Here is a 15,404-nt window from a genome sequence, read left to right as displayed (position 1 = left end):
ACCTACCCCGAGATCCGGATGCCGGGGTTGACACCCCAGATTGCCAAGGTCATGAACAGGTCGGCGAAGACGACCACGATGATGCACATCTTGATCGCGCGACCCGCTGCCACACCGACACCCTCGGGACCACCCGAGGCGAAGAAGCCGTAGTAGCACTGGATGAACGTGGTGATCGCGACGAACACGATCGCTTTGAGCAGCGAATAGAGCACGTCGGTCGGTATCAGGAATTGGTAGAAGTAATGCATGTAGGTACCGCTGTCGGTGCCGCCGATCAGCTGCACGGTGACCGCGCAGGAGATGTAGGCCATGGCAAGGCCCAGGCAGTACAGCGGGACGATGGTGATCATCGCGGCGATCATCCGGGTGCTGACCAGGTAGGGCAGCGGACGGATGGCGACCGATTCGAGCGCGTCGATCTCCTCGGAGATGCGCATGGCGCCCAGCTGGGCGGTGAACCGGCAGCCGGCCTGCGCCGCGAAGGCCAGCGCCGCCAGCAGCGGGCCGAGCTCACGGGTGGTCGCGAAGGCCGAGATGGCGCCGGTGATCGGGCTCAGGCCGAGCAGGTTCAGTGAGGTGTGGCCCTGGATGCCGACGGTCATACCGCCGAAGGCGGACAGGATCAGGATGACGCCGATGGTGCCGCCACCGACGACGAGATTGCCGTTGCCCCAGGTGACATCGGACAGCAGCCGCCAGACTTCCTTCGGGTACTGCTTGAACGCCAGCGGCATCGAGCCGATGGAGCGCAGGAAGAAGAACACCTGGTGGCCGAGGCGGGCCAGCATGTCCTTGGGCGCGGTGGCCGCGGAGCGGAGCTTCTGGAAGGGCCGCAGCAGGGGCGGCACATAGGTCGCTGACACCGGCTACACCACCGTCGGGGGGAAGAGGGTGTTGTAGACCTGCGTGAAGATGACGTTCACGCCGAACAACATCACCGCGGACATGACGACGGCCGTGTTGACCGAGTTGGCCACACCGCCGGGGCCGCCGCGGGTGTTGAGCCCGGTATCGCAGGCGATGATCGCCGCGAGCAGGCCGAACAGCAGCGACTTGACCAGCGCCACCAGCAGATCCAACGTCACCGCGAACGAGGAGAAGGTCGCGATATAGGAGCCGGGGGTGCCGCCCTGGGCGAAGATATTGAAGATGTAGCCGGTCAGGAAGCCGACGAAGACGACGAACCCGCACAGCAGCACGCTGACGATCATCGCCGCGCCGAGCCGGGGGGCGACCAGCCGCCGCATCGGGTCGACGCCCATCACCTTCATGGCGTCGATTTCCTCGCGGATGGTTCTCGAGCCGAGGTCGGCGCAGATGGCCGAACCGACGGCGCCGGCGATCATCAGCACGGTGACCAGTGGCGCGCCCTGCTGGATGATGCCGAGGCCGTTGGCCGCACCGATGAACGAGGTGGCGCCGACCTGGCCGGCGACCGCACCGACCTGGATCGAGACGATGACGCCGATCGGGATGGCGACGAGCAGCGTGGGCGCGGCGGCGACGCTGGCCATGAAGGCGCACTGGCGGATGAACTCGTCGAACGGAAACCGCCGCCGGAAGATGGCGACGACGAGTTCGGTGACGGCCTGGGCGCCCATCGTCATCTGACGGCCGAGGGTTTCCAGCGACTTTTTGGGATGGTCGCGCCAGTAGTCCTTGGTCCACTCGACCGCATCGCTCAATCTCGAACCCGCTGGTGGACTCTTGGTCGACTGCACTGACTAACCCCTCTCGACGTCGGTTTACCTGCCCCGACGACTTGTTTGCTTGACGCACCTTACTACGGAGTAGCGCAGAACACACCATAGACATGTGATTGCGGTCATAGACCGTTGTCACTATGCACTGTGACCACTGAGTTATCGCGCCGGAGTTGGTATTGATCCCAATCTTTCCCGGAATAGAACTGGAACAAGTTACAGAGTCCCTGCATGTGAGCCGGACCCGACGCGGAGCCGTTCCTAATAAATAGGGAAACCATTCATCGAAATTGCGCGGGATTCAATTCTGGACAGCCGACCATGGCAGGACTCGCTTTGTAAACTTCGCTGACAATAATCGAGTCGGTGATAGCAAGAGGCTATTTCGATGGAAAGAGACAAACCCGGCGACATGTATGGAAATCGGCGTCCCGGCGGGCTCGGCCCGGCCGATGACGCGCCCGAGCGCAAATACTGACACGATGGGTCTCGCACATTGATATCGTGCGGGCTTCCGACGTCTGGAGGGACATGTTCAGCAAACTCGCCAAGGCGGCCAACGCCGTCCTCGCCGTCGCCATCGGAGCGGCGCTGCTCGGGACCGGCGCTGGCGCCGCCGGCGCCGCACCAGGCGCGCCGGTCATCGGCGGTGGATCAGGAATCGTCATCGACAACATGTTCGAGTGCACGGTCACCACGGTCGGCCACGATGCGGCGGGACGACTGGTCGGACTCACCGCCGGGCACTGCGGCGACGCGGGCGCGCAGGTGTACGCCGAGGTGGACCGCGGCTACGGGCCGATCGGCAAGTTCGTCTTCTCCAACCACGAACTCGATTACGCCGTCATCCAGTTCGATCCGAACCGGATCACCCCGGTGAACCGGATCGGCAACGTCACCATCACCGGGATCGGGGCGGCACCGCAGTTCCCGACCATCGTCTGCAAGGAAGGCCGGACCACCGGCAACACCTGCGGCGTCACCTGGGGCGACATCTTCCAGACCAACTACGAGACCTGGGCCCAGATGTGCGTGGTCGAAGGCGATTCCGGAGCACCGGTTGTCGTCGGGTCCACCCTCGTCGGCATGGTGAACGCCTACCTGGCCATCGCCTGCTTCGGCCCCGAGGTCGGCACCAACCTGACCGCGATCATGGACGACGTCAACGCGCGCGGCGGGACGGGCGCGGGTTTCCGGCCCATCTGATCCGGACCGGTAGAACTTTCAGCGAATGAGCGGGCGTGAGCGCCCGCTCATTCGGCGTTTCAGGGGCTTCGGTGGTGCGGCCGGCCCCGGTAGAGCAGGTGCGGTGACGCGGGGAACCTACAGCTCCTCGACGCACACCACGAACCGGCGCTCCGGGTAGACGTACCCGCTGCCGCCCGCACCGCAGGCATCGGCGGAGTCGGCGTCCTGCTCGATCGAGAGCACCTTCACCCCGTCGACGGCCGGTTCGGTGCAGTCCACCCGCTTGGGATCCTCACCGCCGACATCCATGCAGCCGCCGACCACCCAGTCGATATCCAGGCACAGCGCGCCCTGCTCGACACCGTTGACGGTTTCGGCGTAGTAGCTGTCGGCATCGCTGACGCATTCGGATCGCTTGGCCACCTTGCCGATGACCTTGTAGTTGGCCGCGCGGCTGCCACAGGAGGCCCGATCGATCTCGGCGTCGGTGGTGGTGCCACCGAGGGTCACGCAGTCGCCGATCTCGGCGTCGAAGGAGGTGTTGCCGCCGGTCGGCGCGGTGCTGGTCGTGGTGCGCGGCGAGCGGGTGCTGGTCGGCTCGGAATCGGAGGTCGATTCGGCGCTGCTGGTCGGGGATATCGCGTTGTCCAGCGCGGGTTGCGCGGTGCCGGTGACGGTGGTGCTACACCCGGCGGCGAACGGTACGAGCGCCGCCGCGACGGCACAGGCCGCGAGCGCGCGATGGGCGAAGGTCGATCGACCAGACACGAAAAGTCCTCCCGAGCAGCAACGCCGAACTCACACCCCCGTACGAATCCGAAGTCCACAACAGTGCTTGAAATACCTCGAAATGAATACACCACCGCTTCGGTGCGGTCGAGTCGAACGCCGCGCCGCGCGTCGCGCATGCGCCCGGAACCGCCCCCGCAGCAACGATCTCGCCTATGGTGAGGAGGCCGGTGCGAGAGGAGTCGGACATGAAGCTGATCAGCGCGATCGCCTGCGCCACCGCGACAGCCGGGGCCTGTCTCGCGGCACCGGCGGTGGCCTCGGCAAATACCGTGCAATGCGCCGCGGACAACGGAGCCGACGTGATGATCCTCGATGGCGACCACGGCTGCCGCGCGCGTTCGAGCGCGACCGGTAAGGCGCGCTCGGCCGGAGTGGACGGCATCGGTTACGCCATAGCATCGTCGGGCGCCACCGCGGTCGGGATCGGCGCGGCAGGCGGACTCGGCGCGAGCGAAGGGGTCGGCGGGGTGCCGATCGCTGTCGGGCTCGGACCCGACGCCGTGGCGTTGACCTCACTGCTGCCGGTGGGCGGCGCACCGAGTTCGGACACGGTGGCGGTATCGCTGGCCCTGGACGGATCCCGCGCCCAAGTGCTTTCCGGTGAGAATGCCGTGGTGTGCCTCGGCGTGGCGGCGTTCGCCTGGAACGCCGGGACCGGCGAGGCCTGCCTGGCGACTCCGGTGGGCCGCTGGCAGCGGTCGTGAGCACGGCCGAACCGGCGCGCGGGCTCTCGGCCCCGCGCGAGATGCTGGTCGACCCGCGGTTCATCCGGCTGGCCGACCATTTCTTCGGCATGTTCACCCAGCCCAGCCGGGGCGGCGGCGCGCTGGCGATCTATCTGGACGGCGAACCGGTGGTCGACATCTGGGCCGGCTGGGCCGCCAAGGACAAGCGCTGGAACGGCGAGAACGTCGCGCTGACCTTCTCCACCGGCAAGGGTGTCGCCTCGACGGTGCTGCACCGGGTGGCCGAACGCGGTCTCATCGATTACGACACGCCCGTCGCCGAGTACTGGCCGGAGTTCGCCGCGCACGGAAAAGAGGACATCACCGTGCGCGATGTGCTGTCCCACCGCGCCGGTCTGCACCGGGTGCGCGGGCTGGTGCCGGGCCGCGAGGGCATCCTCGACTACGACTCGGTGGTGCGGGCGCTGGCCGACAGCCCGCCGGACCCGCGGCGCATCCGCACCTCCGGCTACCACGCCATCACCTTCGGCTGGCTGGTCGCCGAACTGGTGCAGCGGGTGACCGGCGAGCCCTTCACCGACGTGCTGCGCCGCGAGATCGCGATCCCGCTGGGCACCGACGAATTCTGGTTCCGGGTACCCGAATCCGAGCGCTACCGGATCGCCAAGACATTTCCGCACCTGGCTCCGCCCGGTATCCGCTGGAATACCGCGTCGTCGGTGCTGTCGTGGGTGCGGCCGGTGCGCGGGCTGGCCGAGGCCGGAATGCCGGAGAGTTTCGACGAGCTGGTGCGCGATCCGCGGGTGCACGATGCGGTGATGCCGGGCTGGAACGGCGTGTTCTCGGCGCGTGCGCTGGCCAGGATGTACGGCGCACTCGCCAATCGCGGACAGGTCGCCGGGCTCGGCGCCGATCGCGGGCGCATGATTCAGTTCTTGAAGCCCGAGACCATCGAGAAGATCAATCAGGTGCAGCCGACCGAGAGCCGCGACTATGTGCTCGGGTTCCCGCTGCGGTTCACTCTCGGCTATCACCGTCCGGTGCTGATGACCAAGCAGCAGCCGCGAAAAGCCTTCGGGCACTACGGCGTCGGCGGGTCCGGGGCATATGCCGATCCGCTGCTCGGCATGTCGGTCGCGTTCGTCACCAATCGGCTCGGCAACGCGGTCACCGCGCTCGGTGACGCCCGGCTGGCCCGGTTGGCGGCGCTGGCCCGCAATACCGTCCGCAAGGAACGTCCCGTCGACGATCTCGACACCGTCCACGAGCACTGAACCGCCGCCGTCCACCGCCCGTATCCAGCGGTATGGAACCGAGCACCCGCGCCGGGCAGGTGGTGCTGCGCCGGCCGCGCGCGGCGCTCGTGCATGCCGCCGCCGCGGGGATCGACTTCCAGTGGTACTTCCGCAGGCGGCGCGAGCGTGACGGCGATCCGTTCCTGCTGCGGTTCCCCGGACTCGGCGAAGCGGTGTTCACCGGAACCTCCGAGGGCGCGCGCGAGGTGTTCCGCGCGCCGGTCGACGCACTGGTTCCACCGCGGCCGAACCCGATCGAACCGCTGGTCGGCACGGCCTCGCTCATCCTGACCGGCGGCGAACGCCACCGCCGCGACCGCGCGCTGCTGGCACCGGCGCTGCATGGGACGCGGGTGCGTGGTTACGGTGAACTCATCGCGGAATCGGTGCGCTGCGAGGTGGATCAATGGCGGCCCGGCAGCGTCATCGACGCGCGGTCGGCGGCCACCGCCATCACGCTGCGGGTGATCCTGGACGCGGTGTTCGGCGTCGGCGACGACCGCAGGCCTGCCTATCTCGCCGCGATCGGCGCGTTCCTCGGCAGCTTCTCCGGACCGTTGATGCTGGCACCCGGCTTGCGCCGCGGGCTGTTCGGGCTGGCGCCGTGGGACCGGTTCGTCGCCGCGCGCGAGCGGCTGGATCAGCTGCTGCTCGCCGATATCGCCGAGCGGCGCGACAGCCCACCTGGTGAGGACATCGCTTCGACCCTGCTCGGCACCCGCTACGAGGACGGCAGCACGATCTCCGATCACGACCTGTGCGATCAGCTGCGCACGCTGCTCGTCGCAGGTCACGAGACCACCGCCAACACGCTGGCCTGGGCGCTGCTGCGGGTACATCGCGAACCCGCCGTACTGCACCGGTTGCGCGACGAACTGCGGGCCGCGGGTCCGGAGCCGGCGCCGCAGGAGCTGCTCGGGCTGCCCTACCTCGATGCGGTCTGCCAGGAAACGCTGCGGCTGCATCCGGCCGTGCCGATCGTGCTGCGCAGACTCACCGCGCCCTACACGCTGCGCGGGGTGGCGCTGGGACCCGACGCCATCATGGGCGTCGCGGTTCCACTGCTGCATTCCGATCCGGCGGTGTGGGCCGAGCCGGACCGGTTCCGTCCCGAACGTTTCCTCGACCGCCGCTACACCCCGTTCGAGTTCGCACCCTTCGGCGGCGGTCATCGCCGCTGTGTGGGTGCCGCGCTGGCCGATACCGAACTGCGCATCGCCCTCGCGACGATCGTCGGCCGCACCCGGCTCCGGCTGGCGCCACCGCTGGATCGCGGCCGCCTGCCACGCGCGCTGCCGCGCGGGATCGCCACCGGACCGAGCAGGCGGATCCGATTCACCGTGCTCGAGTGATTTAGCTCACCAACATGTTTGAGGCCTGCCGATACCGACCGGCCGGGCCGATCACCGCACCGCCTGCGACTCACCGGCGTGAGCGGCACGTTTCGCCGCGGCGCGCGACGCCATGGCGGGCCATGCGCAATCGAACAACCGGTGGCGGTTGCCTATGACCGCGGTACCCGGCTGGAAACGCCGGCTCATCAACGGTAGGAATGGTCGGCGGAGCGGTAGGTGTAGCCGCCAGGGTCGCCGCCGTCACGGCAGCGGATCCGCGGATACCCGGTCGGGGCCGCTCCGGGCTCCACGACCCGTCGGTGCGCCGAGAACGATGCGCACGCCGCGGGGACCGCGCATGTTCGATGCCGTGGGGTGCTCCGCAGGTCCGGTGAGCAGTCACCGGGCCGCTCCGCAGGTCGCGCGCGAACGCGCCGTGCAATCCACGGCGAGCGGGTGCGGCCGAGAGATGGAATGGACGAAGAACATATGTATGCCGCCAAGACCACCGAGTCGATGAGCACGCGCCGTCGTGGCGCGCACCGGCTCCGCCAGGGCGTCCTGTTGACCGCGGCGGTCGCCGCCGCGGGCGCGTTGCTCGTCGCTCCTGCCCAGGCCGCGCCCCACCTACCGTCGGGTTCGGCGGAAATGGCCACCGAACCGGTGCCGCCGCAGGCCAACTTCGCACCGCCGAGCCTCAACCCCGGCGAGGGCGAGGTGGTCGGCGTCGCGCAGCCGATCATCATCAACTTCAAGGAGCCGGTGGGCGATCGCGCCGCGGCCGAGCGCGCCATCAAGATCACCTCCTCGAACCCGGCCGAGGGCCACTTCTACTGGTTCAGCGACAAGCAGGTGCGCTGGCGGCCGAACGAGTTCTGGCCGGCCGAAACCGACGTCGTGGTGGAGGCGGGCGGCAGCCGCAGCGCCTTCCGGATCGGTGAGTCGCTGATCGCCACCGCCGACGACAACACCAAGACCATCACCGTCACCCGCAACGGTGAGGTGGTCAAGACCATGCCGACCTCGATGGGCAAGCCCGACCACGAGACCCCCAACGGCACCTACATCGTCGGCGAGAAGCGCCGCGAGATGGTGATGGATTCCTCCACCTACGGTGTGCCGATCGACGATCCCGAGGGCTACAAGCTCGACGTCGAATACGCCACCCGCATCTCCAACAGCGGCATCTTCGTGCACGCCGCGCCGTGGTCGGTGGGCCAGCAGGGTGTGTCGAACGTCAGCCACGGCTGCCTCAACGTCAGCACCGAGGACGCCAAGTGGTTCTTCGAGAACGTGAAGAAGGGCGACGCGGTGATCGTGCAGAACACCGCGGGCGGCACCCTCAACCAGCGCGACGGGCTGGGCGACTGGAACTGATCGGCCTCTGACACCGCAACGGCGGCGCGTCCTTTCCGGACGCGCCGCCGTTGTCGTCGGTGGCCTTACCAGATCTTGACGCGCTCCTCCGGTTCCAGGTAGAGGGCGTCACCGGGCTGGATGTCGAAGGCCTCGTGGAAGGCATCGATGTTGCGCACCACGGCGTTGCAGCGGAACTCCGGCGGCGAATGCGGGTCGGTGGCGAGCCTGCGGATGGCCTCCTCGGGCCGGGCCTTGGTGCGCCACACCTGCGCCCAGCCGAAGAACACCCTCTGCAAACCGGTCAGCCCGTCGATGACGGGCGGCTCGGCGCCGTTCAGCGAAATCCGGTACGCCTCCAGCGCGATCGAGAGTCCGCCGAGATCGCCGATGTTCTCGCCGATGGTGAACTCACCGTTGACGGTGTGTTCGTCGGGTAGATCCTTCGGCGACAGCACACCGTACTGGTCGATCAATGCCTTTGTGCGCTTGGCGAATTCGGCGCGGTCGGCGTCGGTCCACCAGTCGACCATATTGCCGTCGCCGTCGTATTTGGCGCCCTGATCGTCGAATCCGTGCCCGATCTCGTGCCCGATCACCGCGCCGATTCCGCCGTAGTTGGCGGCGTCGTCGGCGTTCATATCGAAGAACGGTGGTTGCAGAATCGCTGCGGGGAACACGATTTCGTTCATGCCCGGGTTGTAATAGGCGTTGACGGTCTGCGGCGTCATATGCCATTCGTCGCGGTCCACCGGGCCGCCCAGCTTGTTCAGATCCCGGTCCACCTCGAAGGCGTAGCCGCGACGGTAATTGCCGACCAGGTCGTCGGCGGTGATCTCCAGCGCCGAATAGTCGCGCCAGCGGTCGGGGTAACCGATCTTCGGGGTGAACTTCTCCAGCTTGGCCAGTGCGGCCTTCCTGGTGTCGGGACCCATCCACTCCAGCTCGGAGATGTTGCGGCGGTAGGCCTCGCGCAGGTTCTCCACCAGCTCGACCATGCGTTCCTTGGCCGCCGGCGGAAAGTGCCGCTCCACATACAGTTTGCCGACGGCCTCGCCGAGCAGATCCTGCACCAGCGACACCGCGCGCTTCCAGCGTTCGCGGTTCTCCTGGGCACCGGTGAGGGTGCGGCCGTAGAAGTCGAAGTTCTCGTCGACCAACTCATCGGTCAGATAGGGCGCGCGGGCCCGCAGCACCCGCCACATCGCCCACGCCTGCCAATCCGCCAGCGACTCCTGCTCCCAGGCGCCCGCGAAGACACCGAGGTATTCGGGCTGGCGCACCACGAGTTCGGCGAACAGCTCGCTCGCGTCGGTCGCTACATTCTCCGACAGCGCCGAACCCCAGGCCTGCCAATCGAATTGGGGATGCTCGGTGCTCAGCTCGGCGAAGGTGCGCAGGTTGTAACTCAACTCGGCCTCGCGGCGGCGCACAACATCCCAATGCCCGGCGGCGAGCTTGCGTTCGAGTTCGAATACCCGACGGCCCACCGGCTCGGCGGGCAGCAACCCGGCCACCGCCTCGTCTGCGGCGGCGAGCGCGAACATCCGATCGATATGAGCGATATAGGCGGTGCGGATCGCCTCGAATTCGTCCTGGCGGTAGTAGGACTCATCGGGCAGGCCGATACCGGACTGGGTGAGGTTCACCAGGTAGCGCTGGGAATTCTTGTCGTCGGTGTCGACGTAGACCGCGAGCGCGCCACCGACACCGGTGCGTTGCAGCCGGCCGAGCAGGGCCGCGAACGCGGTGCGGTCGGCCACCTCGGCGATGGCCGACAGCTCGCCGGCGATCGGCGCGAGCCCGGCGGCGGCCACCCGTTCGGTGTCCATGAAACTGGCATACAGGTCGGCGACCTTGCGGCCCTCGCTGCCCGGCGCACCGCCCGCCTGCTGGATGATGGCCTTGACGTCGAGTTCGGCCTGGTCGTAGAGCGTGCGGAAGGCGCCGTCGACGGCACGGTCGGCCGGAATCTCATAGGACTGCAGCCAGGCGCCGTTGACATGCGCGAACAGGTCGTCCTGCACCCGAACGGCCGGGTCGAGGTAGGACAGGTCGATACCGGAGGGAGGACTGGTCAGTTCGGAGGTCACGACCACCAGTATGCCGGTGGCCGTGACGTCTGTGGGGTGCGGCGAAAGCTCGCCGATGAGGTTTTCCCGCCGCGCCCGTCAGTACTTGTGTCATCGACTCACGGGAGGCTCCACATGCGGAAACTGACCTTTGCCATGAATGTGACCCTGGACGGCTACATCGCCGCGCCGGGCGACGACCTCGGCTGGAGCGGGGGTGAGGGACCTGACTCGTCACCGAACGACGAGCTGTTCGAATGGTGGTCCGACCGGGTGGCGGCGACGGGCCTTGCGCTGTACGGCCGTAAGCTGTGGGAGGCGATGAGTTCGCATTGGCCGACCGCCGACCAGCAGCCCGGCGCCACACCGGCGGAGAGCGAGTTCTCCCGCCGCTGGCGGGACATGCCGAAGGTGGTGTTCTCCTCGACGACCAGCACCGTCGACTGGAATACCCGGCTGGTCACCGGCGACGCGGTTTCCGAGATCACCCGGCTGAAGGCCGAGGACGGCGGCCCGATGGACATCGGCGGCGCGACGCTCGCCGGGGCGGCCATGCGGGCCGGTCTGATCGACGAATACGCGCTGGTCACCCACCCGGTCCTGGTGGGCGGCGGGACGCCGTTCTTCACCGCGCTGGACAGCTGGGTGAACGTGAACCTCGTGGAGACCCGTGGGTTTCCCGGCGGCATCCTGCTGACCCGATACGAGACGAGGCGATGAGCACGGCCCGGACGATCAGGTCGTGAGGCCGGGCGAAGTCATTCCTGGCCGGCCGTGACCCTCGGCCCTGCGATCCAGTAGAGCCAGGTCCGCGGCGCGGCGTCGCCCCTGAACGACTCGCGCTTGTTCCACGCGCGCAGGAACGTCTCCTGCGGCATGTCCTGGGCGTCGTCGAGCCCGGCGCGCCCACGCTCGCCGACTCGAAACCTCCTGCCGCGGCAGCCGATCCGCGGGTGGGCGCGACCGCTGTGGGGTGATGGTCAAGCGGGCAGGATGATGCGGTCGAACTCGCCGGCGATGGCGCCGTCGAGGAAGGCCTGCCACTCCTCAGGGGTGTAGGTGAGGGTGGTGGCGCGGTGGCCGAGACTGGTGTGGCCGTCCTCGGCGGTGTGCACGGTCAAGACGCTGGTGGCGGTTGCGCGCCCGGTGACGGTATCGATGAATGCGGTCCATTCGCATGCGGTGACGGTGATGATGGGCTCTTCGTCGGGGCGGTTGGCCGGGTTGCGGCGGTATTTGCTGTCACGGATGAGCACCGCATCACCATCGAACCGAACCTCGACACATTGATTGCCATTGTTGGATCTGCTCGATGTGAACCAGCCGCGGGCATGCGGCCGGTACTTCGCGGTGGTGGCCATGGGCCGCATTTTACCCGACTACATACCGTCTGAGCAGGGATAATGAGTCTTCTCGCGACAGCGATTGTTCCAGTGCGCGCACGAAGGCGAAGCTCAGATCGCGGACCTGCTCCGGGTCGTCGACGGCGCCGCCGAAGACCGCGCTCTCGGCCCAGCCGAAGGTGGGTAGCCGCTCGCTCGCGAAGTCGATCAGATGGAAACTCGACCCGCCGAGCACCGCCCCGGCCGGTGCGGTGAACGGGATGACGCGCACCTCGACGTTGCCGAGTTCGGTCATCAGGTCCACCAGATGACGCAGCTGCGCGGCCAGCACATCCGGCCCACCGGTCTGCTGACGCAGCGTGCCCTCGCCGACCACCGCGGTTACCTCCACCGGATCGGGCCCGCGCAACCGCTGCTGACGCTGCATCCGGATCGCCACCAGCTGCTCCACCTGCACCGGCCGGATCATGACATCGGCGCTGATCAGCGCCCTGGCGTAATCCTCGGTCTGCAACAGGCCCGGCACCACGGAGCTGTCGTAGCTGCGAATGCTCTGCGCTCCGTATTCCATCCCGTAGAGCCGCTGTAGTTCCGGGCCGATCAGCGCCGAGGACTTCGCCCACCAGCCGCGCTGCTTGCTCGCGCGCAGTAGTTCGAGCAGTTCGGTGCGTTCTTCCGCTTCCACCTCGAGCTGGTCGAGCACCGGGCCGATGGTGTTGGTGGTGAGCACCCGCCTGCCCTTTTCCACATGCGACCAGTTGGCCGGGGTGAAGCCGACCAGCTTGGCGAATCCGGCCGAGTCGAAGCCCCGCTGTTCGCGCAGCTCACGCAGCCGCAGCACCAATTCCCAGCGGGCAACTGTCGGCGAAACGGGTGCCATGGCAGCCGATGCTACGCCCGCCGAAGTCCCCGGCGTGTGACTATTGTCAGCGCTGGTAACCCGGTCTACTGTCGAGGTCAGCGGTCGATCCCACCTGTACGAGATCCACCAGCGCCGAGGGCGAGGTTCGTCATGAGTACGTCCCGCACCGATTCCGAGCCGGGCAGCTATCCCGCGTCCGATCCGCCCCAGAAGTTCCGCGCAGACTCCGATCCGGTGGCCCGCTGCCGCCGATACCGCACCGAACACGGCCTGTTCGCCGACGTCGACGAGGCACTCGGCCGCATCGTGCTCGAAATCGGGGCGGTCGGCGCGGTCGCGATGCCCGCCGTGCTCGGCAAACAGGTACACGACCGGCTCGACAGCCGCGGCATGCGCAATGGCCCGATCATCGCCCACCCGCGCTCCTCGCGCTGGACCTTCCTCACCGAACCGGTCGACGACTCCTATCTGGATACCGAGCTGTTCGCGGATCTGTTCCGCGAATGCGCGTCGGTGGCGTTGCCGGGCAGCCAGATCGTGCTGCCCTCGCCCGCCGATGAACGCAACGGCTACCGGATCTGGATCAATCCGCCGCAGGGTGATTATCGGCCCGAGTTCGGCGATGTGGTGGCCGCGACCAGGGCGGTCGCGGTCAAGGCGCGGGAGTCGGGGTGATTCCGATCTTGTCTTCGATGCGCTGATTCCATTCGCGTTCGCACTGGTCGATCTTGGCCTGATCGTTGCCCGCCTGGCTCACGCAGTCGTAGAAATCGGTGAAGCCGGTCTCTTCGGCGAAGCCCCAGTAGACGATGCCCGCGATGACGGCGCCGACGATCGCGAGCGCGCCGAGGATCAGCCCGATCCACGCCATGACCGCGCCACCCGCGCGGCCGCGCATCGCCTTGATCACCGCGATTACCCCGAAGATCACCGCGAACAGGCCGAACAGCACGCCACCGACGACCGTCCAGAAGCTCAGCGCGGCCAGGATGCCGAGCACCAGCGTGGTGATCGCCAGACCCTTGCGTTGCGGTGATTCCTGCCAGTATTCGGGCTGACCGGGGTATTGCCCGGGCGGCGGGGCCGGATAGTTGCCGGGAGGAGGAGGCGGATACTGCGACATGGTGGTCCTCTCGGTCGGGCCGCTGGTCGGGCATCGGTTGATCGCGCCTGCCGGCCTTCGATGTTAATGGCGCACCGAGCGCGGATCCGTATGGCGGCGAACCCAACCGGTGCGCCGGCTACGGACCGCCGAGGCGCGCGTGCATCTCCCAGACCAGGATTTCCGAGGGCATCCGCGCGGTGATGCGCTGCCCGCCCGAACGGGTCATCCGCACCGCGTCGCCCTCGTAGAGCGGGCCGACGCCCTCCATGTCGACCTCGCCGCGCGCGATGAAGACGTGCAGATACAGCGCGTCGGGCAGCTCGATGACCGAATCGGGGCCGCCGGGTTCGGTGGCGGCGAGCCGGGCCACGTGCAGCGCGGAATGGCTGCTGTTGATGGCGATGGCGGTGCGATCGCGGTAGCGGGGCAGCCCGGAGGCCACGGTGACCAGGCCGCCGCCGGCCAGCTGATCGTCGATCTCGAGCTGCTGGTAGCCGGGGTCGACGCCGGGCTCATCCGGCAACACCCACATCTGCACGAAATGGACCGGCTCGTCGTGTTCGGGCCGATTTCCGTCCAGCCGCCAGGAATCGTTCTTCTCCGAATGCATAATTCCGGTGCCCGCGCTCATGCGCTGGGCCAGGCCCGGATAGATGATTCCGCTGTGGCCGAGGGAATCCTGATGGACAAGGCTGCCGCTGAGCACCCAGGTGACGATCTCCATATCCCGGTGCGGATGGGTATCGAAGCCCTGACCTGACAGAACTATATCCTCGTTATTCACGAGCAACAGCCCGTGATGGGTGTTATCGGGGTCGTAGTGCTGGCCGAACGAGAACGAGTGTTTCGAATCGAGCCATGAGATACGCGTTTTCATGCGGTCGCCACCGCGATGGACATCAATATGCGGAGTCGTGAGTGTGGACATCGCGGTCCTCCTCTCGGGCCCTGGCACCATCGCCTTTCCGGTCGAAGTACCGCGGGCGCGACCGCAGGCGCGCGATACTCCCCATTCCTTGTAAATTGTCTGCACTCGGCATTTTACGCGAGCGACCAGCGGATGAACGGTAGGTGAGCAGTACCGGCCGATCTGCCGAATCGGTGCGGTGGCGTAACAGAATGTGCCCCAAGGGAACCGGAGGGATGGGCCGGATGCGACCGGAAACACTCGCCCGCGTCGAGCGGCAGCTCCGCACCGAGGCGCACCGCGACGGGATCACCGACTTCGTGGTCGGCGTCGCGGTATTCCGGGACCGGAAACTGCTGGTCGTGCGGCGGGTACCGGACGATTATCACGGCGGCATGTACGAACTGCCCGGCGGCGGTGTCGAAACGGGGGAAAGCTTCGCCGAGAGTGTGGCCAGGGAACTGCACGAGGAAACCGGTCTGCGGTTACGCGCGATCACCGATTTCCTCGGCAGCTTCGACTACGCCACCAGAACCAAGGCCCGCGTCCGCAAATTCGCCTTCGTGGTGGAGGCCGAACCGGGCGAGGTCGAACTGGCGCCCGGCGAACACGACGCCTATGCCTGGATCGATGCCGAGGCGCTGGCCGAGCTGCCGATGGCGCCGGATATGCGCCAAACGGTCATCGCACTGGTCAGCACGGGAATTCGCTGACGTCGTCCGCACCCCCGAGCACGCTCGGAATATGGACAGGGCCTG

General features: G+C 67.4%; 17 protein-coding genes. 8 read left to right on the top strand and 9 right to left on the bottom strand.

Features of this window, described 5'->3' with window-relative positions:
* Positions 1 to 2: 2 nt before the first annotated feature.
* Together FEK34_RS12520 and FEK34_RS12515 are read right to left on the bottom strand one after the other, a co-directional pair.
* On the bottom strand, positions 3 to 866 hold the full coding sequence (locus tag FEK34_RS12520) for an MlaE family ABC transporter permease (RefSeq protein WP_249357801.1): 864 nt from the start codon (positions 864 to 866) through the stop codon (positions 3 to 5).
* A gap of 3 nt (positions 867 to 869) precedes the next feature.
* A complete protein-coding gene (locus FEK34_RS12515) occupies positions 870 to 1,688 on the bottom strand; it encodes an MlaE family ABC transporter permease (RefSeq protein WP_228783155.1) in 819 nt (272 codons plus the stop codon).
* Between the two features lie 549 nt (positions 1,689 to 2,237).
* On the opposite strand from FEK34_RS12515, the gene FEK34_RS12510 reads away from it, so the two are divergent.
* The gene (locus FEK34_RS12510; protein WP_138447980.1) at positions 2,238 to 2,912 is read left to right on the top strand and encodes a S1 family peptidase; all 675 of its coding nucleotides are present in this window, start codon (positions 2,238 to 2,240) and stop codon (positions 2,910 to 2,912) included.
* Positions 2,913 to 3,029: 117 nt separating this feature from the next.
* Here FEK34_RS12510 and lppU read toward each other — a convergent pair whose 3' ends face one another.
* Positions 3,030 to 3,662: an LppU family putative lipoprotein gene (gene lppU / locus FEK34_RS12505; protein WP_138447979.1), complete on the bottom strand. Its 633-nt coding sequence runs from the start codon at positions 3,660 to 3,662 to the stop codon at positions 3,030 to 3,032.
* 209 nt (positions 3,663 to 3,871) lie between these two features.
* On the opposite strand from lppU, the gene FEK34_RS12500 reads away from it, so the two are divergent.
* The 4 genes from FEK34_RS12500 (at position 3,872) to FEK34_RS12485 (ending at position 8,378) form a co-directional block, all read left to right on the top strand.
* Positions 3,872 to 4,390, top strand: coding sequence for a DUF6764 family protein (locus FEK34_RS12500; protein ID WP_138447978.1), 519 nt, complete (start codon positions 3,872 to 3,874; stop codon positions 4,388 to 4,390).
* A 41-nt stretch (positions 4,391 to 4,431) separates the two neighbouring features.
* Entirely contained in the window at positions 4,432 to 5,646 is a 1,215-nt protein-coding gene (locus FEK34_RS12495) for a serine hydrolase domain-containing protein (RefSeq protein WP_138448151.1), read from the top strand.
* Positions 5,647 to 5,678: 32 nt separating this feature from the next.
* The gene (locus tag FEK34_RS12490; protein WP_138447977.1) at positions 5,679 to 7,019 is read left to right on the top strand and encodes a cytochrome P450; all 1,341 of its coding nucleotides are present in this window, start codon (positions 5,679 to 5,681) and stop codon (positions 7,017 to 7,019) included.
* 471 nt (positions 7,020 to 7,490) lie between these two features.
* Positions 7,491 to 8,378, top strand: coding sequence for a L,D-transpeptidase (locus FEK34_RS12485; RefSeq protein ID WP_432760951.1), 888 nt, complete (start codon positions 7,491 to 7,493; stop codon positions 8,376 to 8,378).
* Positions 8,379 to 8,443: 65 nt separating this feature from the next.
* On the opposite strand, the gene FEK34_RS12480 is transcribed toward FEK34_RS12485, so the two are convergent.
* Positions 8,444 to 10,450, bottom strand: coding sequence for a M13 family metallopeptidase (locus FEK34_RS12480; RefSeq protein WP_138447976.1), 2,007 nt, complete (start codon positions 10,448 to 10,450; stop codon positions 8,444 to 8,446).
* Between the two features lie 114 nt (positions 10,451 to 10,564).
* Here FEK34_RS12480 and FEK34_RS12475 point away from each other — a divergent pair, with 114 nt between their 5' ends.
* The gene (locus FEK34_RS12475; RefSeq protein WP_138447975.1) at positions 10,565 to 11,149 is read left to right on the top strand and encodes a dihydrofolate reductase family protein; all 585 of its coding nucleotides are present in this window, start codon (positions 10,565 to 10,567) and stop codon (positions 11,147 to 11,149) included.
* Positions 11,150 to 11,187: 38 nt separating this feature from the next.
* On the opposite strand, the gene FEK34_RS31140 is transcribed toward FEK34_RS12475, so the two are convergent.
* Genes FEK34_RS31140 through FEK34_RS12460 form a run of 3 tightly spaced genes read right to left on the bottom strand, consistent with a single transcriptional unit; the run spans position 11,188 to position 12,652 of the window.
* Entirely contained in the window at positions 11,188 to 11,376 is a 189-nt protein-coding gene (locus tag FEK34_RS31140; RefSeq protein WP_283206599.1) for a sigma factor, read from the bottom strand.
* Between the two features lie 33 nt (positions 11,377 to 11,409).
* Complete coding sequence (locus FEK34_RS12465; RefSeq protein WP_138447974.1) at positions 11,410 to 11,790, bottom strand: DUF397 domain-containing protein; 381 nt, start codon at positions 11,788 to 11,790, stop codon at positions 11,410 to 11,412.
* Positions 11,791 to 11,800: 10 nt separating this feature from the next.
* Entirely contained in the window at positions 11,801 to 12,652 is an 852-nt protein-coding gene (locus FEK34_RS12460; protein WP_138447973.1) for a Scr1 family TA system antitoxin-like transcriptional regulator, read from the bottom strand.
* A gap of 132 nt (positions 12,653 to 12,784) precedes the next feature.
* Between FEK34_RS12460 and FEK34_RS12455 the strand changes: the two genes are divergently transcribed.
* Complete coding sequence (locus FEK34_RS12455; protein WP_138447972.1) at positions 12,785 to 13,309, top strand: hypothetical protein; 525 nt, start codon at positions 12,785 to 12,787, stop codon at positions 13,307 to 13,309.
* On the opposite strand, the gene FEK34_RS12450 is transcribed toward FEK34_RS12455, so the two are convergent.
* Entirely contained in the window at positions 13,287 to 13,757 is a 471-nt protein-coding gene (locus FEK34_RS12450) for a DUF4190 domain-containing protein (protein WP_138447971.1), read from the bottom strand. The genes FEK34_RS12455 and FEK34_RS12450 overlap by 23 nt on opposite strands.
* Positions 13,758 to 13,875: 118 nt before the next feature.
* A complete protein-coding gene (locus tag FEK34_RS12445) occupies positions 13,876 to 14,667 on the bottom strand; it encodes a pirin family protein (protein WP_138447970.1) in 792 nt (263 codons plus the stop codon).
* Between the two features lie 224 nt (positions 14,668 to 14,891).
* Between FEK34_RS12445 and FEK34_RS12440 the strand changes: the two genes are divergently transcribed.
* Entirely contained in the window at positions 14,892 to 15,359 is a 468-nt protein-coding gene (locus FEK34_RS12440) for an NUDIX hydrolase (RefSeq protein WP_138447969.1), read from the top strand.
* Positions 15,360 to 15,404 lie beyond the last annotated feature (45 nt).

The organism is Nocardia cyriacigeorgica (assembly GCF_005863245.1).
Classification (GTDB): Bacteria; Actinomycetota; Actinomycetes; order Mycobacteriales; family Mycobacteriaceae; genus Nocardia; species Nocardia cyriacigeorgica_C.
This window is presented reverse-complemented; position numbering and strand designations above follow the sequence as displayed.

Excerpts from the sequence above, each read along its gene's own strand:
- FEK34_RS12500 (WP_138447978.1), top strand. The coding sequence starts at position 3,872 with ATGAAGCTGATCAGCGCGATCGCCTGCGCCACCGCGACAGCCGGGGCC.
- FEK34_RS12445 (WP_138447970.1), bottom strand. The coding sequence starts at position 14,667 with ATGTCCACACTCACGACTCCGCATATTGATGTCCATCGCGGTGGCGAC.
- FEK34_RS12485 (WP_432760951.1), top strand. The coding sequence starts at position 7,491 with ATGTATGCCGCCAAGACCACCGAGTCGATGAGCACGCGCCGTCGTGGC.
- FEK34_RS12495 (WP_138448151.1), top strand. The coding sequence starts at position 4,432 with ATGCTGGTCGACCCGCGGTTCATCCGGCTGGCCGACCATTTCTTCGGC.
- FEK34_RS12475 (WP_138447975.1), top strand. The coding sequence starts at position 10,565 with ATGCGGAAACTGACCTTTGCCATGAATGTGACCCTGGACGGCTACATC.
- FEK34_RS12460 (WP_138447973.1), bottom strand. The coding sequence starts at position 12,652 with ATGGCACCCGTTTCGCCGACAGTTGCCCGCTGGGAATTGGTGCTGCGG.
- FEK34_RS12440 (WP_138447969.1), top strand. The coding sequence starts at position 14,892 with ATGCGACCGGAAACACTCGCCCGCGTCGAGCGGCAGCTCCGCACCGAG.
- FEK34_RS12465 (WP_138447974.1), bottom strand. The coding sequence starts at position 11,790 with ATGGCCACCACCGCGAAGTACCGGCCGCATGCCCGCGGCTGGTTCACA.
- FEK34_RS12455 (WP_138447972.1), top strand. The coding sequence starts at position 12,785 with ATGAGTACGTCCCGCACCGATTCCGAGCCGGGCAGCTATCCCGCGTCC.
- FEK34_RS12450 (WP_138447971.1), bottom strand. The coding sequence starts at position 13,757 with ATGTCGCAGTATCCGCCTCCTCCTCCCGGCAACTATCCGGCCCCGCCG.
- FEK34_RS12510 (WP_138447980.1), top strand. The coding sequence starts at position 2,238 with ATGTTCAGCAAACTCGCCAAGGCGGCCAACGCCGTCCTCGCCGTCGCC.
- FEK34_RS12490 (WP_138447977.1), top strand. The coding sequence starts at position 5,679 with ATGGAACCGAGCACCCGCGCCGGGCAGGTGGTGCTGCGCCGGCCGCGC.